Raw genomic sequence first — 26,984 nt, 5'->3', positions numbered from 1 at the left:
GCAAAATAATTGGAGACTAATATATTATACACTCATAAATCACTTGTTGAAAAAAGCAAGTTAGGTGATAGAAATGCGCAATATAAACTGTACGAGCTATATGTCGATGCTATGTATAATATAAGTATGCGCATGATGCATATAAAAGAAGACGCCGAAGATGTTGTACAAGATAGTTTTATTGAAGCATTTAATAATTTATCATCTTTTAGATATGAAAGTACTTTTGGTTCTTGGTTAAAACGTATTGTGATTAATAAAAGCATTAACCAATTGAAAAAGAAAAAAATACCAGTAGTTCCAATAGAAAATCAAATGTATCATATAAAAGAAGATACAGAAGATGTGCCGCCAGATATAGACATTAAAAATATAATAAAAGGAATCAGATTATTACCGTCTGGTTACCAGAAAATTATAAATCTATATTTAATTGAAGGTTATGACCATATAGAGATTTCAGAAATATTAGAGATAAGTCCATCTACTTCTAAATCTCAGTATCACAGGGCAAAGAAAAAATTAATTGAAATTGTAAAGACATTATAATGGATAATTTTGAAAAATATATAAAAGAAAACAAAGCGCTTTTTGATGTACATAAAGCAGATAAAAGTAAGCTTTGGTCAAACATTGAATCTGGATTAAATAAACCAGATTCAAACACAAAAACTATTAAATTATGGAGTATGCCATTATTTAAAGTTGCAGCAACAGTCTTTATAGCTTTAGGTTTGTTTTCATTAATTAATATATCATTAATTGGCAAAGCAAATAAAAACACACAAAATAATGTGGCATTACAAGAGCTAAACGATATTAATTCACACTACAAAGGTTTAGTTGCTTACCAAGTAAAACTTGTTAATAAAAGCACACAATTATCATCTGAAGAGAAAAAAGAATTTTTATCCTTTATGGATGAATTAGATATTGAATATGAATTACTAAAAGTAGAGTTACAAAAGAATGTAGATAGTGAAAGGATTTTAGAAGCCATAGTAATTAATTACAAAAAGAGAATTGAATTAATAGAAAACTTATTAGAACAAATTAATAGTTCTAAAAAATTGGACAACGATGATGTATATACTTTATAAAAAAATAATTCCGATCGTTTTATTGTTATTGAGTTTTTCAATGTACTCTCAAGAAGTTTTAACAAAAACTATTGAAGAGATATATGAAATGACTAATTCTGGTGAGTTACATTTAGAAAACAAATATGGTAACGTTACTATTAATGGTTGGGAGGAAAACGATATTTCTATAAAAATTGATGTAAAAGTAAGCAACAAGAAAAAAGACGATGCAAAGATCCTTATAGATCGTATTGTTGCCAATAGCAAAACAGTAGATGATTTTGTTAGCATAATTTCAGAAATTTCAGATAAAAATACAAGTCTTTTTTCCAGGTATTTTAATAAAGTTAACCCCTTTGAGTTTGACAAAAGTAATGTTGAAATAAATATGACTATTTATTTACCCATGCATGCAGAAATTGATATTACAAATAAATTTGGTGATGTTATTATTGACAATTGGACGGGTCGATTGAAAGCGAATATAGAACATGGGGATTTGTGGATTAACGAAGATATTCCCAATGCAAGAATAACTATGAAGTTTGGTAAACTAAGAAGTAAGTCTATTACTTATGGAACCATTAATCTGAAAAACGGAGATTTAGATATTGCATCTTCTGACAAATTATTATTGAGAACTAGTGGAACAAAAGTTGAAATTGATCATGTTGAAGATTTAGAAATCATTTCAAGCAAAGACGAAATAATAATTCAAGAAGTTAACAAAATTCAAGGCGAATTAAACTTTTCTAATGCTCAAATAGAACATGTTCAAGAAAAAATCACCCTTAACATGAAAGTTGCCGAATTGCGTATTGCAAAAATAAATAAACCAGATGCTTACGTTTCCATAAACCAGGAATCATCAGATATTAATATCAATATCACTGGCTTGTCCTTTAAATTTAATGCGACACTGGAACAAGGCTTATTAAGATTACCTAAAACTTTTTACAATATTGAAAACAATATGATCGATAAAAGTAAAAGAATACGAGAAATCAATGCTATCTACGGAAAATCTGCTTCTGGTATATTTTCATTCAATGGAAAAAAAGGTATTATCGTTTTAAAAGAATAGAATCTTTTATAGTAAAATCAAACAATCAAAAAAAAAATCATTTTTATGCAACCAAACAAGAATTCTAGTGTCTATAACTATATACACTTAAATACATCAATCATGAAACCTCTCAGAGCTTTTCTTTTATTACTATTATTTTGCTTTGTAAATAACCTAAATGCGCAAGAATCCGAAGATTATATTGAGTTTAACGACCGTAATAATACTGTACACGGTGTTTATTTAGGGTTAAGCTTTAATTATGGAACCATAGACAAAGCAGAAACATATTCGTCAAGTTTTAAAATTGCATATGTGGCAAATCGACAATTCGAAGTTGGTTTTGTTGGTACTTGGCTCTACTCGGATCAAAATAAACTGGGATTAGATGCACAGAATAGAGATTTAACGGGTGGTTATGCTGGCTTACATTTAGAACCTATACTTTTTAGCAAATCTAAAGTTAACCTATCATTTCCTGTGCTTATTGGAGGTGGTGCTGTAATATTTGTAGAAGATGATTTTGATCATGATGAGGAAGTTATTTTAGATGATGATGACTGGAAACATGTTTTCGTTGTTGAACCTGGTATTAATATACTTTATAATATTAATAGATATATACAACTGGAAGCAGGAATAAAATACAGACTTTCCAGCAAAGTAAAACTTGACCCTGAATACGATTTAACTAGAATAAATGGTATTTCTGGAGGTATGGGAATCAAAATAGGGGTATTTAATATGGGTCGAAATCGTTATAAAAAAAAATTAAGAGATGACATTTAAGAAAAAATCAAACCGTATGAATTCACTATATGTGCATTCTAAAGACAACAAAGTGTATGTAAAAATGAATAACGACGCTAATGAATGGTACCCTATTAATTTTCAATGGATTCCAATTATGGAACTTAACAAAAATATGAATCAGTAAACATTAATCAATAAATCATGAAAACGAACAGACTTTATATAACACTAACAATTATAGGCTTCATTCTATCATCATGTACTGTAGATACTATTCGTGTAAACGCCAATGATACTGTGACTTACAGAGACATAGACATCATTAATTACACATCAGTTGAAATAGCTAATGGATTCACCGCTTATATAACATTTTCTGATACAGAAGAGTCGATAAAAGTAGAAGCAAATGAAAATCTACATGACTATATTATTGCTACTCAAAAAAACAATAGACTAGTTATCCGCCTTAAAAACAACATTAGAATCAAAGGAAAAGAAACTCTAAATGTGTACATTACAACTAAACCTATCAATGATTTTATTGTAACGGCAGATTCTCAAATCTACTTCGAAAACACTTTGGTTGAAGATGATGTAAAAATAAAAGTAACTGCCGATAGTTTTTTCTCAGGCGAAATAGAGGCTGACTATTTAGAGTTTGACGCAGCCGCTGATGCTAATGCCGATTTATCTGGTTATGTAAACATTATGAAAGCCAAGCTTTCTGGCGATGCAAAGCTTTCGGGGTATGATTTGCAAATTGAGGATTTAAAAATGAAAATGACTGCCGATTGTAATGCAAATATAACCGTAACTAAAACGATAGATATTGAAGCTATTGAGGACTGTACACTACGTTATAAAGGGAATGCAACCATTATTCGTGAAAATTTAAAAGAAGATTCCAGGATTATTAAAATTGATTAATACACTAATTATTTAACGTATTCTAAGTTAAATCTAAATGGTCAGGTTGAGTCTTTCGATTCTACTCAAGACAGGTTAAAGTCGAAACCTATTAAACCTATTTATTTAAACATCTAAATTTTAATGCTCCTTTAAACTACGGTTTTGAGGTTATATAAAGCGGAGGATATCACACTTTACACCTGGATAAATTCTTGATTTTATTCTCGAACTATCTATAAATTGTTCTTTGTTATTGATTATGTGATTTCCTTCGCTTAAAATAATATGACTATCATCTATGACTACTATTCTGCTTCGATTTGCCTTTATACACGACATTAAGCACCAATCCTGCTATAATTAATGCAATCCCCAATAAACTCCAAAATGTATAAACCTCACTAAACATAAATACTCCAAACAGAACGGTATAAAGCACCTCTAAATATTTAAGTGGCGCTACAACATTTGTAGCTGCTGCTTGAAAAGCCTTCGTCATAAATAACTGTCCAAAATACCCAAAAACTCCCAGTCCAAATAGCAACATCCATTCAATGCCTTCTGGAGTTACCCAATTATTGACAGAAAGTATCCCTCCTACTATGGTTGAAATTACCATAAAATAATTAACAACAACAACAGGATGATCTCCTTTTCCTATTTTACTTATTGTTACATATACTAATCCACTAAAAACGGCAGAAAGACAAGCTAATAAAAGACCATAAGTATTCAATTCTGTATCAAAGCCTTTTAAAATTAAAACACCTAGAAAAGCCATTGCGAAAAAAAACCATTGCCAAGGTTTTACTTTTTCACGCAGTAAGAATATAGCAAAAATTGCTGCAAAAATAGGCGCTATATATCGTAACGAAACCGCTGTGCCAATTGGTAAATGTTTGGTAGACATAAAAAAGAAAGTCATGGAAGTAACACCTACTATACTTCTAGTAACCAGAAGCTTTTTCTGATTACCTAAAATTGAAATATTATTTTTTATTAGAAAAGTAAATGTGAATACTAAAGAACTTATCGATCTAAAAAAAACAATTTGATATGCACTAACATGTACTAAGTGTTTAATGATAGCATTCATACAGGCAAATGCTAAAGTACTAATAAGCATAAACTTTATGGCACTCTTAACTTCCAATAGTTCTGGTTTTTATTTTTTTACGTGACGTAATAAAGAAAACACCTGTTAAAAGGATACAGGCTGCTACTATGGTTTGGGTTGTAATAGTTTCATCTAGTACGTACCAACCCAATAGTATGGCAACAATAGGATTTACATACGCAGAAGTGGAGGCTTTCTCTGTAGAAACAACTTTAAGCAAATAATTAAATGCTGTAAAAGCTATAACGCCTCCAAATACAATTAAAAAAATTAAAGACCACTGTACCTTGGGAGTCCAATTTAAAGGCGATACCCAGTTTTCATTTAAAAGTAAACTTATAATTACTAAAAGTCCACCAGCAATAATCATTTGATAAGCTGTACTAACAAAAAAATTGGGTGGTAAATCGGCTTTAGCAACAAATACACTGCCATAACTCCACGCTAAAACACAGGTAAAAGCCATACCCATACCCAGCAAGGTTTCATCACTAGTAATGAGTTCCTTTTGGCTAACTAAAAGGTACATACCAATAATGCCTAAACCAACACCAATTAGAGATCTGGTTTGCATTTTTTTACCATCTAAAAGCCGCATTAATAATAATACAAAAAGAGGTTGTGTTGAAGCTTCCAGAGCAGCAAAACCACTATCCAAATATTTTAGAGCCCAAATAAAAACACCGTTACCGTATACTAAGAATAAAAAACCAGCGATGGTACAATTAATAAATTGCTTTCTACTAATGGATAGCTTAAGTTTCATAAACCTAGCTATTACGAATATGATAGTTCCTGCCATAGAAAAACGTATGGAGGCTACAAAAAACGGTGGTATTTCTGTTACGGCTATTTTATTGAGAAGATAGGTAGATCCCCAAATAACATAAATAGCAAAGAATGCCAAAATAATAAGAATCGTTTTTCGAGATATACTCATCTATGCTATAATTAGAAAATAAATAAGATAATCGAAAAACTATCCAAAAGTAAAGAAAAAGATACTTTAAATCTTTTTCACTCGAACTGCGTTCATTCCTTTTTGACCACGTTCTAACTCATAAGTAACTTTGTCATTTTCTTCAATAGGTTCAAGCAATCCACTAACGTGTACAAAGTATTTTTCTTGATTTACACTATCGATTATAAAACCAAAACCTTTAGAATGGTCAAAAAATGACACTTTTCCTTCTTTGTTTGCTGGTTCTTCTTCTTCTCTATCTTCTTTCTTAGGGATTCCTAATTCAATACTTTCAGCTTCAACTTTCTCACGCATAGCAGGATCTGGCGGCGTGTCTGTTAAATTGCCATTAAAGTCAACATACGCAAATTGAATTCCTTGTGGGTTTTCTTTAGCTTCAGCTCTACGAGCTTCTTTCTTTTTTTGCTTTTCTTCTCTTTTCTTTAGGCGTTTTTTTTCTTTTTCTATTTTGTTAAAAGTTACTTGCGATTTTGCCATAGTTTATATTACAGTACTTGTTTAATGTGAATAATTAAATACAAAGATACGCCTTATTTTAAGGATCTTGTAATAATTTTAAAAGTAAAATCATATAAGTACTCTAATCTTCTGGCGGATAGCCATGAATAGCTTCAAAAACTTCATCAAAATTTGAACGTAAATAAGCGTTTAATTTTTTTCTATAATCGCCTTTTAACCACTCTACAAAATTGTAAGTACTCTTACTTATACACTTAGTATAGCGTTGTATTCTAAAATCGATATCGTCACCTAGCATTTTTGCTAAGCCCAATGCATCATAAACATCTTCACTATTTTCAATACAAATTTTAGCATGCTGTTCTATAGAACGTTCTAGCACAACTTTAGATGACTCTCCGCTTCTAATAGACTCTATATAAGTTCTTTGTATATCAAAATGAACATCTTTAGATTTAGAAAACTCTTTACGCAGTTCATCTGGCATTTCATATCTGAAATTGCTTTCTAATTCTTCATCACTTAAAATAGCATCTAAATAGTAATTAGGAGATTTAAAAATACGTTGCCAATCCAAGTTGTCACCCCAAGGGCCAAATCGATGAAAATTATTTCCTAAGTCAATAACACTAAATGTACTTTTGTCTTTTAAAATACGAGATCCACGACCTATCATTTGATAATAAAGCGTTAATGATTTTGTTGCTCTATTTAAAATAATACTCTCTACAGTTGGCTCATCAAATCCAGTAGTTAAAATACTTACCGATGTTAAAATAGCATCCGGTGTCTTTTTAAACCATTGTAAAATTAGTTCACGTTCTTTTTTAGTATTTGTATTGTCAAGATGTGCTACTGGATATCCAGCTCTTCTAAACGTATCGTAAACATGTAACGACGTATTAATTCCATTATTAAAAATTAATGTCTTTTTCCCTTTAGAGCGCTCTTCGTAAGCCTGTAATAGCTTACTAAGCATATCATTATCTGTATATAAATCTTCAGAAGATTTCACAGTATAATCACCATTGGCACCAACCACTAACGACGTTAACCCTACATTATAAGAAAACATTTCTGCTCTAGCCAAAAACCCATTTTCTATTAAAGATTCAATACTTTCCCCAACAATTAATTCATCATAATTATCGGTCATTGGTAATTCTATACTAGAACTTAAAGGCGTGGCCGTAACACCTAAAATAAATGATTTACTGAAAAATTTAAAGAGTTTGGTAAATGAATTGTAATGAGCTTCATCAATAATAACCAAGCCAATATCAGAAATATCCAATTTATCATCATGGAGCCTATTATTTAACGTTTCAACCATAGCTACAAAACAGCTATATTCAGCTTGATCACTCAAATTAGCTTTACTGTCCACAACCTTGTTCATCACACCAAACTCTGTAAGCATGTTAGATGTCTGCTTACATAATTCAATACGATGCGTCATCACCAATACCTTTTTTTTATGGTTTTTAAGATATTGTCTAACAATTTCAGAAAAAATAACTGTTTTTCCACCTCCAGTTGGAAGTTGATACAATAAATGATAATCAAGAGGCGATTCATCAAAACTCTTAAAAATTTTATCTATAGCCCCTTTTTGATAGCTATATAAATCTTTGCCTTCTTTTCTTTCTTCTAATTCTGTAACTGAAATGGACATCCCTATAATTTTGTGACGTGCAAAAATAGCATCTTTATGGGGTTTATCAAGAATCTTTAATGCGAAAATTACAAATGAACATTTTTTCTACTGAAAATGAATCAGTTATACACTCAATTAAACCTATTAACATTTATTTAGTCATAACAATAACATAATACATAACTTTATGAGACGTTACTTAGCAATCAACCTATTTATATTATTATCTCTTTCCTGTGATAACTCGTCAGAAATCATAGATACTATTGAAGAAACCACAGAAAACACACAAAATACAGTACCTAACATTTTACTAATCATTGCGGACGATATGGGATTAGATGCCACGCCTGGTTATGATATAGGAACTGTTAAACCAAAAATGCCTACGCTACAAAGTTTAACAAACTCAGGAATTAAGTTTTCAAATCTATGGTCCAACCCTACCTGTTCTCCCACTAGAGCAACCATTTTAACAGGAAAGTATGGCTTTAAAACTAATGTACTAGATCCTGGCGATAGGTTATCGACTTCCGAAACTTCTTTACAAAATTATATAGATACAAATACGAACAGGGCATATAATCATGCCGTTATTGGCAAATGGCACTTATCTAATAATGAAACGCACCCAAACAGTATGGGCATAAACCATTTTGCTGGTCTATTGGGTGGCGGTGTGCAATCATATTGGGATTGGAACCTGACAACAAATGGTGTTACAACAAAATCAACTGCATATACAACAACCAAATTTACAGACCTAGCTATTAATTGGGTGGCAGAACAAACAACTCCTTGGTTTTTATGGCTAGCATACAATGCACCACATACACCATTTCATTTACCCCCAAACAATTTACACTCTCAAGGTGTTTTACCATCAGACCAAGCCAGTATAAACAGTAATCCACTTCCCTATTATATGGCGGCACTAGAAGCTATGGATAGTGAAATGGGAAGATTAATCAATTCAATGTCTGAAGAAGAAAAAGAAAACACGGTCATTATTTTTGTAGGAGATAATGGTACTCCAAATCAAGTGGTACAAGAATATGCTTCTGCTAGAGCTAAAGGAAGTGTATATCAAGGAGGCGTTAACGTTCCTATGATTATTTCCGGAAAAAACGTAACCCGCATTAATGAAACAGAAGATGCTCTTATAAATACAACCGATTTATTTGCAACCATAGCAAATATAGCTGGTGCATCTACTACTGAAATTAATGATAGCAGAAGTTTTAAAGAATTACTTTCAAACACAGAGAATGTGAGTAAGAGACAGTATGTGTATGCCGAAAATGAAGATATAACTATTAGGAATAGTACTCACAAATACATTTATTTTGACGATGGCTCTGAAGCTTTATACAACTTAAACAGCAATCCATTGGAAAACCCAAACCTCTTAAATGCCAATCAATTACCTTTAAGTGATAGTAATTCTGCTATAAAAGATGAGTTAACGACTGAATTAGCTAAAATTAGAAATTGATTTTTTATTCGAGCGATATGATATTTTTAAAATGAATTTGTAACAAAATTCATTTTTTGTCTTCTAACTATAAGATATCATTTTATTATGATACGATAATTTGCGCTTAAAAAATATTAATTCTTTAATTCAATCAAAAAATGAAAACGACCATTTTTAAATTAAGCAGTGCATTACTCATCTTCTTATGCACCGTGCTCCAAATGAACGCCCAAGATATTACAGGTTCTTGGAAAGGAAAGTTATCTGTTAAAGGAACAGAAGTCCCCTTGGTATTTGATATTAAAAGTGAAGAAAACGCCTATGTTTCAACTATGGACAGTCCTTCACAAGGCGCTACAGGCATCCCCATGGACGAAACACATTATGCAAATGATACCCTTACAATCAAGTTTAATCAAGCAGGAATAAAATACATTGCTACATTAAAAGAAAACACACTATCTGGTACTTTTTACCAAGGAGGTGGAGAATTTCCGTTAGTACTATCAAAAACAGTAAAAACACTTCCCGGCAATACTGCATTACCAACTTCTGATGAAGATCTGGAGGCGTTAGCTAATTGGAATCCTACAAATTACAAATACGCAGTTGAAGATTATTTTGCAAGACCAAAGGCCAGATCTTTTAGTTTTTCGCCTAACGGAACCTATTTGTCGTATCGAGAAAAAGACGAAAACACCAAAAACCATATCTACGTAAAAAATCTTGAAACAAATGAAGTAACGCGAGTTATTGAAGAAAAAGATGAATTAATACGAGGTTTTGGTTGGGCCAACGAAGGGCGCTTGGTGTATGTTATGGATAAAGGCGGTAACGAAGATTACCACTTATTTGCCGTAAATATAGACGGTAGCAATGCTAAAGAATTAACCCCTTTTGAAGGTGTAAAAGTTAATATTTTAGAAAGTTTGAAAGAAGATAAAGATCATATGATTATTTCTATGAATCAAAACAATCCTCAGATATTCGAACCATATAAAATCAATATTGAAACAGGAGCTTTAGAGCAATTATATAAAAATGAAGATGCTGCTAACCCAATTAACAGCTATGTATTTGATAAAGACGGAAAATTACGCGGCTTTGCAAAACTACGTGATGGCGTTAACATTGATCTCTATTATACTGTTGACGGAGAAAACTACAAAATAAAAAAACAATTAAGTTGGAAAGATAATTTTAATATAGCTTCTTTTAATTATGCTTCCAAAAATCCGCATGAAGCCTATGTAACATCAAACTTAGATAGCGATAAAACTCAAATATATTTATACGATCTTAAAGAAGATAAAGTCATTAAAAAACTATTTTCAAATGATGATTATGATGTTTCAGGATTAAGACTATCTAGAAACAGAGGCTACGAACTAGACTACTTTTCATATGAAGGTGAAAAAAGCTATGTGATACCAGTAAGTAAATATTACAAAAAGTTACATAACAGAATTACAACAAAATTTCCAGGATATAATTATTCAATCCCAGATGTGACTGATGATGAAAGCAAGTATTTAATCTTCCTGCAAAGTGACAAATTATATGGTACTTATTATTCATATGATGCTAAAAAAGATGAATTTAATTTACTTTATAACCTCATGCCTAATCTTATTGAAAAGGACATGGCAGAAATGCGCCCCATTACTTTTAAAAGTAGAGATGGAAAAACCATACATGGTTACATCACCTTGCCAAAAGAAGCTCTTAATGGAGAAAAAGTACCCGTAATCGTGAACCCTCATGGAGGGCCACAAGGTATAAGAGACTCTTGGGGATTCAATCCAGAAGCCCAATTATTTGCCAGTCGTGGGTATGCTACATTACAAGTTAACTTTAGAATTTCTGGTGGTTACGGTAAAGAATTTTTAGAATCTGGTTTTAAAGAAATTGGTAGAAAAGCCATGGATGACGTTGAAGATGGTTTACAATATGTAGTAGATCAAGGATGGATAGATAAAGACAATGCAGCTATTTACGGGGGGAGTCATGGTGGATATGCTGTACTTCGTGGGTTAACAAAAACACCAGATTTATATGCGTGCGGTGTAGATTATGTTGGAGTTTCTAATCTGTTCTCTTTCATGAAAACCATTCCTCCATATTGGAAACCTTATTTAAAAATTATTAAAGAAATTTGGTATGATGAAGATGTGCCAGAAGAAAAAGCCATCATGGAAGAGGTATCACCAGTATACCAAATAGATAAAATTAAAAAACCACTTTTTGTAGTTCAAGGTGCTAACGACCCTAGAGTTAATATAGATGAGTCTGACCAAATTGTAAGCGCATTACGCTCTAAAGGTTTTGATGTACCTTACATGGTTAAATATGATGAAGGCCATGGATTTGGTAAAGAAGAAAACAGAATTGCCCTCTATAAATCTATGATGGGCTTTTATGCCAAACACTTAAAAAAGGATATTAAGCAACCTTTAAAGGATTAAATACAATTAATTTACTAAAAGAAACCACCTAAAAATAAGACTTAGATGTCCGTTCGAGCGCAGTCGAGAACTATTTAAAATATTGATTTATAATACATCTTGACTGCGCTCGATGGGACAACTTTCTACTTCTAATATTTTTTAGCAACCTCCTTTCGTTATCGTAACTAAAAGCTAAAATGATATGTCATTACGAGGAGAGAAACGACGTGGTAATCTTTCAAATTGCAATTTAAACGATTAAAAAGATTGCCACAGTCGTGCCTCCTTCGCAATGACACTAAATAAGAGTTTTGGATTTTCTTTTTTCATAACCAAATTTAAAAACTAATTTATACATTTACATCTTTATTATTAGCTACTCTAAATATGCAAATCAACGACAAATCCGGAACAACAAATTATCAAGCTTCAAACGATAGGTATGATACCATGACTTATAAAAGATCTGGAAAAAGCGGTGTGCTTTTGCCAGTTATATCATTAGGCTTATGGCATAACTTTGGTTTTGTTGATAACATACAAAATGGTAGAGATATTATTAGATGTGCTTTCGATTTAGGAATTACACATTTAGATTTAGCTAATAACTACGGGCCTCCTTACGGATCTGCCGAAGAAAACTTTGGTACCATCTTTAAAAAAGATTTTAAATCTTATAGAGATGAGTTATTTATTGCTACCAAAGCTGGTTACGATATGTGGCCTGGACCTTATGGTAATTTAGGATCGAGAAAATATTTGATGTCAAGCCTGGACCAAAGTTTAAAACGTATGGGGTTAGATTATGTAGATATTTTTTATCACCACAGACCAGATCCTGATACACCTTTAGAAGAAACGATGGGTGCACTTGCCGATATTGTACGCCAAGGAAAAGCACTGTATGTTGGTATTTCTAATTACGAACCAGAAGACACACAAAAAGCTGCCGAGATTCTTAAAAGACTGAATGTGCCTTTTATTTTGCACCAAGCACGTTATTCTATGTTCGATCGCTGGGTTGAAGATGGGCTTTTAAACACTTTAGAAGAAAACGGCGTAGGCTGTATTGCCTTTTCTCCACTGGCTCAAGGTTTATTGACTGATAAGTACTTAAAAGGCATCCCTGAAGGTTCCAGAGCTGCCAAAGATCTCACCTATTTAAATGTGGATACTGTAACTAGTAATATCGAAAAGATTCAACACTTAAATGCGATAGCTCAAGAACGTGGGCAAAAACTATCACAAATGGCCATTGCATGGATTTTAAGGCAACCACAAGTAGCATCTGTTTTAATAGGAGCCAGTTCTCCAAAGCAATTAAAAGAAAATATAAAGGCTGTAGACAACTTAAGTTTCTCTGAAGGCGAATTAAAATTAATTGATAAGATTGTTTCTTAAATTTAAGATTGTATGGGCTACGACAATACGATTATTGAATTAATTAAAGCTATTTGTTTTAAACACTAATAAGACTAAAAAGGTCTGCAAGATGTTTATACAATTGATGAAAGAGTTATTAAGTTATATGAAAAAGAAGGTTTTGTAAAAGAAAACGAGTTTAAAGAACCTAATGAGGGGATTTGTTCTTTTTATATTATGCCTGTAACAAAATAGAGCCTCTCTCCTATTCCTTTACAATAATAATGGTAGCTTTCACACCTGTAGCCAGATTCCAGCGATTAGAAGATATCAAATTATCTAGATCGTCTACAACCCTAAACTCAGCTGTATTGGGACCAGACTCTCCCTGATTTAAAGCTAAAAAATCTATCTTATTAAAACCTGGTTGTAAATCGAGTTTAAAACCCTTAAAGCCATTTGTTAAATACACTCTGGCATGAATAACATCATCATTAACTAAAACCTGAATAACATCCCCATCAACATACCCATGATCTCGGTAGACCACATTTACAAACTTGGCCTTACTTCTAAAATCGCCAAAATATTGATCTGTGGTACTTCCGTTTTTCAATTCTAACTCTGCTTCGCTTAGTTTTAAATGATCTAAGCTTTTATTAAGTCTATCTTCATAAAGTTCTCCCGGATTTCCAAACTCTTCAGCAGGGAACATGGAAAACTCTTTTTTAGGCATATTAAGGTTTTTAGAAACCTTAGGCGTATTTATATTGTTGATCGATGTATTATTGTTTATAGGTCTAGATGGCAATAACGGATTTGCATCAACAGAATCTTTACTTTTTATAGCAGGAATAGCAATAGATTTTCTTTTCGCATCTACCTGACCATAAGTTGATAACGAAAAAACAAGAAGTACAAAAAATGAAAAATAAAGTCTCATCTGTTTCTTTTATTCCACTGAATTAATATGTAAATTGTTTCAAAGATATTTTTTTATCTGAAAATATATCTACTCTTATTTGATATTTTGTATTCATTTAACACAATAACCATTCCTAAATACTTTAAAAGTCTAAAAAATGCGTTATTACTTACCGCTACCCTATCAAAATTGTTAAAATATGTTAATTTATTACTTTGTTATACATAGTACTGTAACATTTTTAATTTATGATCGTCTATCTAGTATAAATCAATCAAAAAACAACAATTATGAGAACATTAAACAACAATCAAGTAAGCGGAACATTAACAGGAACTAAAAGTAATAAATGGAACAATAAAAGACGTTTTAGATAAGTCTTTTATATGACAAAAAATCATCAATCAAAATTAAATCACAAATCATGAGAACATTAAACACTAATCAATTAAGCGGAACTTTAAACAATACTAAAAGTTACACTTGGAACAGTAAAAGGCGCTACAGATAAGTAGCGTCTTTTAAAAACAATTCTTTCATCAACCTGTGCTGAACTAGTTTCAGTATTTCAGTACCAATCAAACAATCAAAAATGAAATCAACTACCAGAATATCGAGATGCTTAAATAGTATCACTCAAGAGAGTTTATTTACCAATAGAATTATACCAAGTCATATCAATTCCCATGAGGATACTTGGAAGCGCTTGAAACGTTATGCTTATTAAATCTACAACTATATTTTAGCTGTGCGAAGTTTTAAACTTCGCATTGTTACATAAAAACTAGTGGTAAATCGCAAGGTACTTATTGCTAAACAACTTTTTCTGTAACCTATCTCTACTTTAACAACTAAATTTAACTATTGTTAAATAAAAAATATAATTATAAGTAAAATTATGAATATTTTAGTTGAAAACTATAAATAGAAAGGCTACTCTTTTTCTAAAATAGCTTCTTATATTATTCTTTCTTTATCTTAAAACTTGCTCAGTACGCCACTAGCAAATGCTAGCGGTAGCCGTTACGCATACTAGCTCCAGCAGGGGTATCTATTTTTACATCTAGCCTCAATTACTACACACAAAAAACGAGCATACATAAAGTACACTCGTTTGTTTTTAATATCTATGTATTGGATATTTATGTATTGATTATGCCAATGTGTTCATGTTAAATGATGGACACGATGGTTTGGAAGCTATATTAATATTTAGTTGTATCTTATGATTCATTATCATTATTTAAAGTATCAGATATAACTTTTCGTATTGGATGAGAATCTATAATCCAATCACTTAATTTATCTTTTCTAAAAGCAGATTCTCCATAATTTAAAAAATATATATGATTTAAGGTAATATCATCTTTAACCAAATCTTCCAGTCTAACAATTTTAGTAGAATTTGTGTCATTACCATTTTCAGAATAGAATAGCCAGTTTCCTTTTTCATCATGAAATACATTAGTGACTGTACTACCATTAAGTACATCTTCAGTAGTAAAAACGGAGAGACTTCTCAGTTCTAGAAACTTGAAATCAAGATTTCTATCTAAAAGGGGTTGCCTAAATTTAAGCTCTTCAACGAAATCACTATCCCAAGGAAAATGAGATTGTTTATCTGGCCATACCATTTGCAAAGCCTTAAAGTTCCAACTGTTTTCGTTAAACCAACCCGCATAGCCTAAATAATCAGAATAATATTCTCCAGAAACATTTACAAATTGTATTTCAAATCCATCCAAAAAACCATTATACCCAATTTCGGTAATGAATTTAGTCCCCTCTTTAATATCTAAAAAAGCGGAATTAAGTATTGCATGGGTTGATTCTACATCTAATCCTAAAACTATAATCTCTGGATGATTATATTGTTTTGTCAATCCAACGGTATAACCAAAAGATGGGTTATAGCCATCACTTTTAATTAAAGAAATATGACAACCATGGTCTTTAACATTTTTCTTAATAGATGCTTTTATCTCCGAATCATTAGAATACGATTTCAAACTCAAATAATTTAATTAATATATCTTTAAAGATATAAAAAAAGTAGTAATCAAAATTGACAACTGCTTTTTAATTAAATTATACTTAGATGCTAAGTATCTGCTTTTTTTGAACCAAAAAAAACTGGGTTAAAATTTTTAGGCCATTCAGTCTTATCATTAAATGTAGAATTTTTAAAAGATGCTTTTTCTATGTCTATGCAGGTCATTATTGCCCCTTCTAAATTGCAATTATCAAATATAGCACCATTGACATTAGCACCATTTAGGTTGGCCTTTTTTAGATTAGCATTTTTTAAATTACATGCTATAATCCTACATTTTTCTAAATTTGAGTTTTCCAAATTTGTATCCATTAAAAAAGCTGTAATAAAACTAGCGTCAGAAAAATTACAGTTAGATAAATTAGAACCGCTTAAAAAAGCACCTCTAAAATCTGTGTTTATAAAATTAGAATTACTCATATCTACATTTTCTAATAATGCTCTATGTAAGGATTCATTACTTAAATTGATTCCTTTTAATGTATTGTAAGGAATATCTAAAATTTTATCTGTAGCAAATACTATTTTCATAATGATTATTTATTGCCATAATCTATTGGATTAACTTTCAATTCACTCACAGGTTTTACTAACTCTCTTGAGCTGCGAGGAACTACACCGGGGACTTGAGCAGGAGGTGTACCTTGAACTTGCCCAGCTACAAAACGATGATTACCTTCTACAATAACACCGTTATCTACCTTAATTGCCGGAGCAGTAAGTCCTGCATCTAATTTATCTACGTATCTTTGTACTACAGGCAACGACACTTCTGATTGAATAGTTTTCATAGGAGAACCATCTAGAGCTTTTACAATTGATTTTTCAGTCACTACTGTTGCCTTGGTTGCTATGTTATCTACTGGGTTAACCTTACTTCCCGGTGCTAGACTTACTAGGGTATTCATTATAACTTGACCTTGAGCCTTATGATTACCATCGATTGCTTTTGAAATTGTTTCACCTCCAGCTAATTTGTATAAAGCATCGCCAAAGTAATTCCCCGTAATATTTTTGGTTGGTGTTGAACTTGTCGGGGTATTATCAAGTAAATGTGGTTTTGCTTCTTGAACAGGTGTAACAAATACTCTTTTTAACCCTTTCCAAGCGTCTTTAACTCTTTCTAAAAGTTCAGCTCCTTCTAATTCAATTCCCATACCAAGTTTGTTTTCTTGAAAAGCATAAGTTGAATTATAAGGGTAATCTTCAGCTAACGGGTCAATACTTATAAATCGCCCCAATGCAGGGTCACTAAAACGATACTTCCATTCATGCATGTTAAGACCTAATTCTTCAGTCAATTCTTGACCTTGATAATCTTTATAAGGATGATGCGATACAACATTTGTATTATACCCTTTATGTTTAAGTCCAAAGGGATAGTAGTTGTTTTCTTCTAGTATATCTGAAGAATTAACCGTACCGTCATTGTTACTATCTTTGTAACTCAATCTAATGTTCCCTAAGTGATCCTTAAACTGATAAATATAGTCAAATCCCAGAGATAAATCAAATTCATCTTTGGGCTCGACATAGCCTTCAGGGTGGTTAAAGAACTTCAGTGTTCCTGATTCCACTAAATCGATTGTCTCATAGACATAGTTACCTGCGTATTCGGTCAGCTTGTATTCTATGATAACATACTCTTCATGTGCTGGTCCTTCATAATTGCCTGCCTCTACTCTTTTGGAGAGTTTATTGCCCAAAGCATCATAGACGTATTCGATAAAAGCAAGATGGTAGCCGTCTAGATCGTCGACCAATACCTCTGCAGGTAGGTTCAGGTGGTTGTATTTTATAATTCCTATATGCTTATTCTTGTCCTCAATCATATTACCATTGGCATCATAGTCGTAGTCTGGGACTCCAGCTTCGTTATAGTCCTTAAACCCATAGGTGTTTATTGTACTGGCCATATCGCTTACCCTTGAGAGTTGATTGCTATCGTCCTTGTACTTATAAAAGAGCTTGTCCAACTTTACGTTATCTGTAAAGGTAGCGTTAGGCGCATTTCGTATGAGTTCCTGAATGTTACCATTCTTATCGTAAACCACGTCCTTTAAACTAAAGAACTGGTTCTCCTCCCCAAGCCATTTACCGGCCTTATAAGTGGCATCTGTAATCCGGTTCAGGGCATCATATCTATACCCGTAGCCTCGTTTCTTATTATCATTGGCCGTTTTCCAGATGGTCTCACTGATGTTGCCGTTGTATAGAGGCTCTGTATCTAACTTAAGATGTCCTCCGCTATAGGTCACCGTATTATAGTTTATCTTAAATGCGAAAAGATCCTTGCCCAACCAGTCCGTATCATTTATCTGTTTGAGCCACCCCCTGATGTTATATGTATAATCAATATTCTGTAGTCTCTTGGGAGCAGTTTTCTTACCGCCCACACCCTTAGAGATCAACTGCCCCAACTCATCATAAGTATTCTTTACGATAACCTCTTCACCAGCCACATTGTTAATAATCTGCGATTGTTTGGTTAGGCGTCCCATATGGTCATAGATAAAATTATCCTTCGTTTTTACGGTCGTGCCATTTTTGGTATGCTCTGTTTCAGAGAAGATCACTCGCCCTGTAAAATCATATTTGCTTTCCGTCCTGTCTGTCGTAACCAGATATTCGTTATGGCTATATATATGGATAGGCCTGGCCTTTTCATCATAGTAGCTTACCGTTGTAATCCAATCGTTGGTATTAGGGTCATCATCCAATACCTTGACCTTGCTACCTGTAGTCAATCCTTTTACCTTATCTGTAGGGGATACGCTAAACACAAATCCTGGATGGACTCCTCCATCTATATCAAAATCATAGTTGTCGTAATAGTTTACGGTAAGCACCTCTACATTTGAAGCGTCTGTAGTAATACTATTGTTAGAATAATAAATACCAGATAATGTCATGTTTGAAGATTGTTGTTTGGTCTCATGTACCGCAGAGCTCTCGTTGGCATCTTTCTGGAGCTGTTTCCTGTTCTTTGGGGAACTGTAAATACCCGTGTAAACGACTCTGCCAAAGGCATCGTATTTTGTAAAAAGCCATTTGCCCTGAGCCTTAAGGTTGCCATCTTGGGTGAATATAGGTCTATCCAGTTTGTCATAGACGATCTCCTCAGGGGCTTTGCCTGGTATGCGCTTTTTTATAAGGCGGTTTCTGTAATCGTAGGTGTACTGATAGCCCAGTCCATTCAATTGTTGGTTAATTACACTTAATGTATTGGTACTTGCATTCATCTTAGGGGACAACACATAGGTAAGGTTACCATAGTCATCGTAGACGTAATAAGTATCATGGGGTATTTCTACATTGTTTGCCAAAGTATAGGTACGCTTGAGTACCAACATACCTTGTTTGTCCTTGAACTCCTCGGTGGTATGTTCCTTGCTAGTGCTTCCATCATGGTTCTCATCTTTTGTAATGGTTTTGTAGAGCTCACCCGCAGAATAAAATTCGGAATTAGTGTTTAATGTAAGAACAGGATCGTAGAAGGTGCCTCCATTAGTGTTTACAGCAGTTAGCTCAACATCAAATTGTCTCACCTCTCCAGTGGCATTACTTTGGTATTCAAACTCTATTTCATGGCCGCTACCTAGTTTCCAATCTTTTCCTAGAGCTGCTTGTTTTAAGACTCTATTAAGTGGTGAGGTTTCAAATTCCTTTTGGGAAAACGGATTAATCTCAGTAGTAGTCATGCCTATAAAATCATCTGTATACCTTGTGGCTGTATCATAATAACTTCGTGTGTCACTCTCTGCATTAGGTTGATAACTCCCATCTCCACTTGATAGTGCATAAGGTAAATAGTCTTTATCCTGTCTGCCAAAATCATCATAACCCATATAAGTAATAATGTCTTCGCTGTTTCCTCCAGCTCGAATACCAATATTTTGTTTGGGGCGACCCAAGCCATCAAAATAAGTTATGGTTTCTATTTTATCATCTGGAGAAACACTTCCCGTAGTAGTTTCAGTTTGATAAGTGGTGTTTTTAATATAGTTCTCTGTTGTGGTTTGCCCCATAACTAATGATGAAACAAAAATAGTGGCCATTGAAAATAGTAGCTTTTTCATAATCATCATTATTTATTGTTTATAATTGTATTCGTTCTTGGTTAAAATATGGCCATCAGCATCTTTAACCTGTTTTAATCGGTTAAACTCATCGTACTCATAATACATAGTATAACCTTTGGGATCTGTGATACTCGTGACGCCTATGAGTGGATCGTAGGTATAAGTAGTGACCATGACATCTGGTAAGGCAGCTCTTAGGTTTTCATTATAAGTTTTCCAACGTAGCTTCTGCTGTGAATCGGTGGCTATATTGTTTAAACTAAGCAATAGACTTTCCATATTGCTATATCCTGAAGGCAGATAGGAAGTATTTTCAGCTATACTAGAAAGGTTAACCGTAATGTTTTCTGCTTTTATAACAGGATAAGTATCATTATACCCCCAATGGTAGCTTGTTTTTGTTCCATCTGTACGATAGGATTCTAAAAGGTTTCCTGTATCATTCTCATAACTATAATTAAAGTCAATTAAACTATTTAGATCATTTTTAGGGATAACAGATTGTTTAGTTGGAAGAATTAAATCAATATTATTAAGGCTTCCTATTATTTCATAGTCTGTGGTTGTTCTATTAGTTATAATACCGTTTATCTTAGTTTGTTCTTGTAGAGGGATAGAAATCATATGGGCATCTCTTAGTAGATTACCCCCAAATGCATTATCATTACTGGCAAAACTTGTAGAATACCAGATTTCAGTCTCCACTGTTTCGTTTTTGCTATTTAGAAAACTAATTTTTTCGGGTAATTTGTTTACATCATTATATCTTTCATAATTCTTAGTTGTAACAGAATTGCCATTATCAAAATATGCCGTGGTTGTTTCTGTATCTAACTTCCACCAATTTATGGGTATGTCGTAAAACCCATAACTATATGCACCTTCATGAATTCCAAATTCAGAATTAAAAAAAGAATTTGAATTTATATAAAACCCTGGTATTGTTTTATCATCTAATTCGTCATAATTTTCAGGAATATAATCGTAAACAATAGTTTTCTTATAATTAGAATTACTGTCTAAATATTCAATACTTGACAAAAGCCCATTGCTCAGTACTGGATAAGTAGGCATTCCTAGTGAATTCGCCGAGTTTGTCAAATCACTTCCATTCCAATAAATATATTTAACACTACCATTTTCATCATTTTCTCCGAAATGCTCTTGAACTTTAGAATATCCAATATAACTTCCATTGGCAGAAGATGATAAAGGTAAAATACTATTTGAAGTTGCATACATATAATGGGCTGATTGATTGCATTGCCCCAAACAACTAGGATTACTTACAAAAGTAGTAGCTCCCACAACTAAATCAGTAAAGAAATATTTGGGTGAGCTCATTAAAATACCTGATGTACTTTCAGCACTACCGTTATCATAAGTATATGATTTAATAATGTCGTTATTAGTAATACCATCTTTAATGGTCAGTTTTTTTAACCTTAATCCAGAGCCTTTCTTTTTGGTTTCCGTAGTTGTTGTAACCAAATCATTTCTAATTACATCTACTCTACCAAACATTGTATCCGCTAAGTATGTTGTTACTCTATATTGACCCGGGTCAAGATATATGGTAACTTCCTTGTCATCGTACATATATTCACCTTGAGGTATGGTATTGGGATTATTGTATCCAGGATAATCATGCTGATATACTCCCTGATTTGTAGCTACATTATATATTTTTACAAAATACCCATTTGGAATACTTTGTATATCTGGCATATAACCAAATAGCTCAGAATAAATATCAACAGGCGTTTGGGCGGATGTGATTTCAAAAATCTCATCAATCTCCGTTGGATAATTCCCAGGAACATCATCACAATATCCCGTATTGTTACAAATCTCCTCTGCTATTAAAAAAGTAGGTACGAGTTCCGTTGTAGAAGACGCACTAAAGTTACCATATTCGTTAAGTTGGTATTCAAATAAGTGTATTCCAGAAGTAGGATATTTAATTTTCTTAAGGCTTAATAATTTCGCAAAATTAAAATTTGGTTCTCTATTTGCTCCTTCAATTGTGGTATACTGATTATTATTATAAGGATTTTGATATGTAAACGTAGGAATTAAAGTACCTGCATTTGGATAGGATACATTCCCCCACCTACTTAAGTTATCATTATATGAGCCATTATAATATCCCCAATGATCAATATTATAAGTCAATTTGGATGGCAAAGACATATCGTCATAATAATCAAACACATATGGAGGAATATTTTCAGTTCCTGAAACTTCCTGAATTTCTTTTAGCTTTAAACGCAGAGATCGAGAATCTTGATCGGTTGGGTTCTGTTTAAAATAATCGTTATTTAGAATAAATGATTTGACTGGAGTTGGATTATTTGTTTGCAATATTTTTATTTCATCAAGTTTTTGAGGAAACGTAGACACAATGTTATAAAGAGGAATTATATCCTCTCTAGAACTCTTAACAAACTCTACTTTAAAATTTGAAGTTCTTATTTCTTTCAAATAAACTTCGTCAATATCAGTTCTAGAAAGTGCATATTCATAATATTGAGAGTCCAAGAATCCATTAGTAGAAAAACAACTATTAGTACATGCAATATTACTCATATTATAGGCGTTTAAAACTTTTTCTAACCTATTCAATTGACTTTTGGAAGCAAAACCAGTGTCGTATTCTAAAATAATATGCCCCCCAGATCTTGATTTAATATCATTTAAATACCACGCTGAATTTGCTTTGCTCGTCGTTCCGTTTGATATTAAATCTAAGTCGAATGAATCAGGTACTGGATTTTGTTTTACTGCAGAACGCACATTTGTTGTCTCTTTAACACTAAATTGATAAACCGTACCATCTAAATCTATTATTGTCCAATACTTCCCAGCAGTATTATATTCTATAAGTAACCCTTCTTTCTTCTCTAAGGTTGCAGTATAAACACCATTATTCCTAGAGCCTTTCTCAAGATAAAATTTCCCAGATTTTCCTGCGAAATTATAATAGAATATATCTGGCTCTGGATCCTGCGTTGAAACTTTGTAATCATTTAACAAGTTTGTAAAATCATTTAAACTCCACTGTGTATTAAAAGAAGTGTTTACGCCGTTACCATCTCTCTCTGGTAATTCTGCAACTGTATATCCAGCTTCCCCACCTGCTCCGTATTCCATAAGATCATCAAGACCTCGTACTTGTCTTGTTATTACACCGCCTGCATTTAAAGACCAACCAAGTCCTACCCAGCTAGCTTCTTGATTGACTTTAATTCCCGAAGCATTATAGGATAAACTAATAGATAGAGAAATATCTTTATCAGAAACTTCATATATAGGTATTGATATATTAGGTGTTCCTGTGTAATACCCTACTGGGACATCAGCATACTGTGCTAAGGCAGAAGCAGTAGGTGAGGGTGGAATAATTTGTCTTTCCATATTTTGAGTAAAACTGATTTGAAAATAAAGAATGAAAAATAAAAACAAAATAAAAAAACGTGGATTCATAGGAAAATATTAGGTTTTGAGATGTGTCTATAAAATTAGAAATGCCTTATGAATAAAAAATAAGGTTTTACCTTACTTCTAGTAAAGGTTAATAACTTTATATAATACTTTGATAATCAAATATTTAACACGACATATTTTTTTTTAAAGACATTATTTTCATAATCTTTTAAAAGCTTTAAGTCTTTAAAACAAAAGGATTTCATATTATATTACCATTTGTTAATAACTTGAAAAACAAAACCTTACTAGAAGTAAGGTTTTACCTTATCTTTTAAAGGAAGCATGGTTCAATAAAAACTATTTACTAATATAATGATACCGAACTGTATCAATTCTCATGAAGACACATGAAAACGGTTAAAAAACTTTGCGGGATGGTTGGAAGCGTTTGAAACGTTATGTTTATTAAATGTACCGTTAGTTGAATGTTATTAAGTTAGAGGCAAACCACAAGAAAACTGCGGAACCTATCTCTACTTTAACAACTAAATTTAACTATTGTTAAATAAAAAATATAATTATAAGTAAAATTATGAATGTTTTAGTTAAAAACTATAAATAGAAAGGCTACTCTTTTTCTAAAGTAGCTTCTTAGCTTGTTATTTCTTACTCTTGACTGCCCTAGTTTTGGAAATTAGCGGCAGCTACATACCAAGAAACAGCGGGCACAATTCTTAACCGAACCCCGATGGATCGGATTTGTACCTTAAGTCCACACTATCGGATTACCATTTATTTAACAATTAGTAACTATTTATCACTCATAGCAATATGTAAGAATGTGGTATCGTTTTTGTGATTCCGTTAACATATTAACATTTAAATATATAATTATGAGACGATCAAAATTAATTCCTGAAGTAAATGCAGGATCCATGGCGGACATTGCATTTTTACTACTTATCTTTTTTCTAGTGACTGCTACCATATCTTCAGATGAGGGTATAAATAGATTACTTCCAAAAGAATGCCCACCTGGACAGGTTTGCGATGCTGTAATAGCGGAACGCAATATCCTTCGCATTATGATCAATAATGATGATGACATTATGATTGAAAATAACATTATTCCAATTTCTGAATTAAAAGAGATTACTAAAACTTTTTTGGATAATAATGGTGATAGTAGTTGTCATTATTGCCATGGTACAAAAGCTTCAAATGCATCTGACAATCCTAAAGAAGCCGTCCTATCACTACAAAATGGAAGACACACGTCTTATAAACAATTTATTGCCGTACAGGATGAACTTTCAAAAGCTTATTACGAATTAAGAAATACGTATAGCATGAATGTATTAAAAAAACCTTCTGACAAACTATCTAAGAAAGAGTTAAAACAAGTGAAAGATGCCTATCCTTTTATACTTTCGGAAGCGGAGACCAAATAAGAAATAGATCTATAACCTATTGTGCATACAAATATTGACATATGAAATGGACACACTAAAAGTTGGACACGAATTTTTACTAATTTATAAGAATCTGTTGTCTTACTTTGTATCTAAACAGATTAATTAGTGAAAATTCGTGTCTTTTAAAAACTATCCTAACGATAGATCCATAATCTACTTTTCTATGAGAACACCATAGGTTATAGCCACTTTTTTCTTGCCCCATTTTCTTGCTGCTTTCACATCGGTTCCCATATAAACGTCTATATGCTTTTTCCAGCGTTTATTCATTTTATCTTTAACTAAATAAAGACTATCTAACCCCTCAATTTTAACAGGAGTATTATGTTCTAGCCCCAATTCTAACAAATCTCTGGATACAGCAATGCATTTCATTCCTGGAGTTAAAGTATCTCCAAAAGCTGCGATACTTGGGTTAGAATCTGTTTGATATGCTAATGAATTATAGGCAGATGCCGTAACGTTTATAGTTTTCCACTCATAAATATCTTTATCACTATCACTCTCTTTTTTTTTACAATGAAAAAGGACTAAGAAAAGAACTGGTATTAAAAATCTATTACGAATCATAAAATATATGTAGGTTAATCTTATATATTGAACTCATTAATAACGTTGAAGATAGAAAAAAGTTATTTTAAACGATTATAGCTATGAATCAAACAGATATACACATCACACTTTAATGCTTCTTAGAATAGCAACACCTTTTATACAAAGTAAAACCATCCTGTTATTAAGAGGGAGGAAAGACCGAGGACTCTCTTAGCTAATCTCCTACAGTTCATAAAAATTCTTCGCTACGATATGAATTACAAAATATTCCAGCTAGTCTCCGTTTCTAAAACCATAAAGCAACTGGGCAAAGAAATTTTTTGGCATTCTTGTGTCATCTGAATATCCTAATGGTAATTTACCACTAGCTTCTGGTATATAATTAGTTTTAAAAATATAATCCCAAAGACTTAAACTAATCCCAAAATTAACGCCATAATTACGCTCCTTTGGTAACGTGTATGCATGATGATACAAATGCATAACAGGATTGTTAAATACATATTTTAAAGGCCCATAGGTAAGCTTAATGTTGGCATGATTTAAATGACCGATGGCTATGGCTACAAAATGTACAATAAAAGCTTGATCTGGCTCAAAACCACCAAGTAACATTACAGCAAATATTTTTAGAGGTTTATAAAAAATATTCTCCATCCAATGATAGCGTAAATGGGCAGCAAAACCCATTTCTTTTACTGAATGATGTACTTTATGAAAACGCCATAAAAAGTTAAATCGATGTAATAACACATGCGTAAACCATTGCACAAAATCTGATATTAAAAAGAAAATCAATAATTGTCCCCATACTGGTAGTTCTTTTAGGTTTATCAAGGCAACAGATTTCATTGTAACACCTATACTTGAAAAAAGTTGTTCTAACATGGCATAGATACCACTTATAATAATCGCAAAAACAAAAAAGTTAAAGAACATATAAATAGCATCTATCCAAAAGTCTTTCCTGAAAATAGACTGTTCTTTTCTCCAAGGAAACATAATTTCTAAAATCCAAACAGCGATTGATATAACAACTAATCCCCAGAAATAATTAGTATACCATGGCACTTCAAAGAGTATCGATTTCCATGTCCAATTTACAGTTCCTGAAAATGCATTTATAAAAGCTTCTATATAAGTATTCATAA

At 32.4% G+C, this 26,984-nt stretch carries 22 protein-coding genes; 11 read left to right on the top strand and 11 right to left on the bottom strand.

Annotation, left to right across the window (positions count from 1 at the left end):
* Positions 1-9 precede the first annotated feature (9 nt).
* The 6 genes from Q4Q39_RS10125 (at position 10) to Q4Q39_RS10100 (ending at position 3,831) form a co-directional block, all read left to right on the top strand.
* Positions 10-549 carry an RNA polymerase sigma factor gene (locus Q4Q39_RS10125; protein ID WP_303282327.1) on the top strand — a complete coding sequence of 180 codons (540 nt, stop codon included), beginning with the start codon at positions 10-12 and terminating at the stop codon, positions 547-549.
* The gene (locus Q4Q39_RS10120; protein WP_303282326.1) at positions 549-1,100 is read left to right on the top strand and encodes a hypothetical protein; all 552 of its coding nucleotides are present in this window, start codon (positions 549-551) and stop codon (positions 1,098-1,100) included. The genes Q4Q39_RS10125 and Q4Q39_RS10120 overlap by 1 nt, the downstream gene beginning before the upstream one ends.
* Positions 1,081-2,166, top strand: a complete 1,086-nt coding sequence (locus Q4Q39_RS10115; protein WP_303282325.1) for a hypothetical protein — start codon at positions 1,081-1,083, stop codon at positions 2,164-2,166. Before Q4Q39_RS10120 ends, Q4Q39_RS10115 begins: the two co-directional genes overlap by 20 nt.
* A gap of 102 nt (positions 2,167-2,268) precedes the next feature.
* Entirely contained in the window at positions 2,269-2,937 is a 669-nt protein-coding gene (locus Q4Q39_RS10110) for a hypothetical protein (RefSeq protein ID WP_303282324.1), read from the top strand.
* Between the two features lie 16 nt (positions 2,938-2,953).
* The gene (locus Q4Q39_RS10105; RefSeq protein WP_303282323.1) at positions 2,954-3,085 is read left to right on the top strand and encodes a hypothetical protein; all 132 of its coding nucleotides are present in this window, start codon (positions 2,954-2,956) and stop codon (positions 3,083-3,085) included.
* Between the two features lie 17 nt (positions 3,086-3,102).
* Positions 3,103-3,831, top strand: coding sequence for a GIN domain-containing protein (locus Q4Q39_RS10100; RefSeq protein ID WP_303282322.1), 729 nt, complete (start codon positions 3,103-3,105; stop codon positions 3,829-3,831).
* Positions 3,832-4,105: 274 nt separating this feature from the next.
* Here Q4Q39_RS10100 and Q4Q39_RS10095 read toward each other — a convergent pair whose 3' ends face one another.
* From Q4Q39_RS10095 to Q4Q39_RS10080, 4 genes are all read right to left on the bottom strand, one after another.
* Entirely contained in the window at positions 4,106-4,966 is an 861-nt protein-coding gene (locus tag Q4Q39_RS10095; protein ID WP_303282321.1) for a DMT family transporter, read from the bottom strand.
* Positions 4,956-5,870 (bottom strand): EamA family transporter, encoded by a 915-nt coding sequence (locus tag Q4Q39_RS10090; protein WP_303282320.1) that lies wholly within the window; start codon positions 5,868-5,870, stop codon positions 4,956-4,958. The genes Q4Q39_RS10095 and Q4Q39_RS10090 overlap by 11 nt, the downstream gene beginning before the upstream one ends.
* Positions 5,871-5,936: 66 nt before the next feature.
* Positions 5,937-6,389: a cold-shock protein gene (locus Q4Q39_RS10085; protein WP_303282319.1), complete on the bottom strand. Its 453-nt coding sequence runs from the start codon at positions 6,387-6,389 to the stop codon at positions 5,937-5,939.
* 103 nt (positions 6,390-6,492) lie between these two features.
* Entirely contained in the window at positions 6,493-8,046 is a 1,554-nt protein-coding gene (locus Q4Q39_RS10080; protein WP_303282318.1) for a DEAD/DEAH box helicase, read from the bottom strand.
* A 169-nt stretch (positions 8,047-8,215) separates the two neighbouring features.
* Here Q4Q39_RS10080 and Q4Q39_RS10075 point away from each other — a divergent pair, with 169 nt between their 5' ends.
* The 3 genes from Q4Q39_RS10075 (at position 8,216) to mgrA (ending at position 13,353) form a co-directional block, all read left to right on the top strand.
* Positions 8,216-9,523: a sulfatase-like hydrolase/transferase gene (locus Q4Q39_RS10075; protein WP_303282317.1), complete on the top strand. Its 1,308-nt coding sequence runs from the start codon at positions 8,216-8,218 to the stop codon at positions 9,521-9,523.
* A gap of 140 nt (positions 9,524-9,663) precedes the next feature.
* The gene (locus Q4Q39_RS10070) at positions 9,664-11,970 is read left to right on the top strand and encodes a S9 family peptidase (protein WP_303282316.1); all 2,307 of its coding nucleotides are present in this window, start codon (positions 9,664-9,666) and stop codon (positions 11,968-11,970) included.
* Between the two features lie 369 nt (positions 11,971-12,339).
* Positions 12,340-13,353 carry an L-glyceraldehyde 3-phosphate reductase gene (gene mgrA, locus Q4Q39_RS10065; protein ID WP_303282315.1) on the top strand — a complete coding sequence of 338 codons (1,014 nt, stop codon included), beginning with the start codon at positions 12,340-12,342 and terminating at the stop codon, positions 13,351-13,353.
* Between the two features lie 226 nt (positions 13,354-13,579).
* Here the strand turns inward: mgrA and Q4Q39_RS10060 are convergent, their stop codons facing one another.
* On the bottom strand, positions 13,580-14,257 hold the full coding sequence (locus Q4Q39_RS10060; RefSeq protein ID WP_303282314.1) for a hypothetical protein: 678 nt from the start codon (positions 14,255-14,257) through the stop codon (positions 13,580-13,582).
* A 574-nt stretch (positions 14,258-14,831) separates the two neighbouring features.
* On the opposite strand from Q4Q39_RS10060, the gene Q4Q39_RS10055 reads away from it, so the two are divergent.
* The gene (locus Q4Q39_RS10055) at positions 14,832-14,966 is read left to right on the top strand and encodes a hypothetical protein (protein ID WP_303282312.1); all 135 of its coding nucleotides are present in this window, start codon (positions 14,832-14,834) and stop codon (positions 14,964-14,966) included.
* 496 nt (positions 14,967-15,462) lie between these two features.
* Here Q4Q39_RS10055 and Q4Q39_RS10050 read toward each other — a convergent pair whose 3' ends face one another.
* The 4 genes from Q4Q39_RS10050 to Q4Q39_RS10035 form a co-directional block, all read right to left on the bottom strand.
* On the bottom strand, positions 15,463-16,248 hold the full coding sequence (locus tag Q4Q39_RS10050; protein WP_303282311.1) for a DUF4262 domain-containing protein: 786 nt from the start codon (positions 16,246-16,248) through the stop codon (positions 15,463-15,465).
* A gap of 92 nt (positions 16,249-16,340) precedes the next feature.
* Positions 16,341-16,823 carry a pentapeptide repeat-containing protein gene (locus Q4Q39_RS10045; protein ID WP_303282310.1) on the bottom strand — a complete coding sequence of 161 codons (483 nt, stop codon included), beginning with the start codon at positions 16,821-16,823 and terminating at the stop codon, positions 16,341-16,343.
* A gap of 5 nt (positions 16,824-16,828) precedes the next feature.
* Positions 16,829-20,371, bottom strand: a complete 3,543-nt coding sequence (locus tag Q4Q39_RS10040; protein WP_303282308.1) for a DUF6443 domain-containing protein — start codon at positions 20,369-20,371, stop codon at positions 16,829-16,831.
* 12 nt (positions 20,372-20,383) lie between these two features.
* Positions 20,384-23,791 (bottom strand): RHS repeat domain-containing protein, encoded by a 3,408-nt coding sequence (locus Q4Q39_RS10035; protein WP_303282307.1) that lies wholly within the window; start codon positions 23,789-23,791, stop codon positions 20,384-20,386.
* A gap of 905 nt (positions 23,792-24,696) precedes the next feature.
* Between Q4Q39_RS10035 and Q4Q39_RS10030 the strand changes: the two genes are divergently transcribed.
* Positions 24,697-25,254: an ExbD/TolR family protein gene (locus tag Q4Q39_RS10030; RefSeq protein ID WP_303282306.1), complete on the top strand. Its 558-nt coding sequence runs from the start codon at positions 24,697-24,699 to the stop codon at positions 25,252-25,254.
* A gap of 177 nt (positions 25,255-25,431) precedes the next feature.
* Here the strand turns inward: Q4Q39_RS10030 and Q4Q39_RS10025 are convergent, their stop codons facing one another.
* Both Q4Q39_RS10025 and Q4Q39_RS10020 read right to left on the bottom strand, forming a co-directional pair.
* Complete coding sequence (locus Q4Q39_RS10025) at positions 25,432-25,848, bottom strand: 3D domain-containing protein (protein WP_303282305.1); 417 nt, start codon at positions 25,846-25,848, stop codon at positions 25,432-25,434.
* A gap of 258 nt (positions 25,849-26,106) precedes the next feature.
* Complete coding sequence (locus Q4Q39_RS10020) at positions 26,107-26,982, bottom strand: sterol desaturase family protein (protein ID WP_303282304.1); 876 nt, start codon at positions 26,980-26,982, stop codon at positions 26,107-26,109.
* Between the last annotated feature and the right edge of the window lie 2 nt (positions 26,983-26,984).

It is taken from the genome of Flavivirga amylovorans, from assembly GCF_030540875.1.
Lineage (GTDB): Bacteria > Bacteroidota > Bacteroidia > Flavobacteriales > Flavobacteriaceae > Flavivirga > Flavivirga amylovorans.
This window is presented reverse-complemented; position numbering and strand designations above follow the sequence as displayed.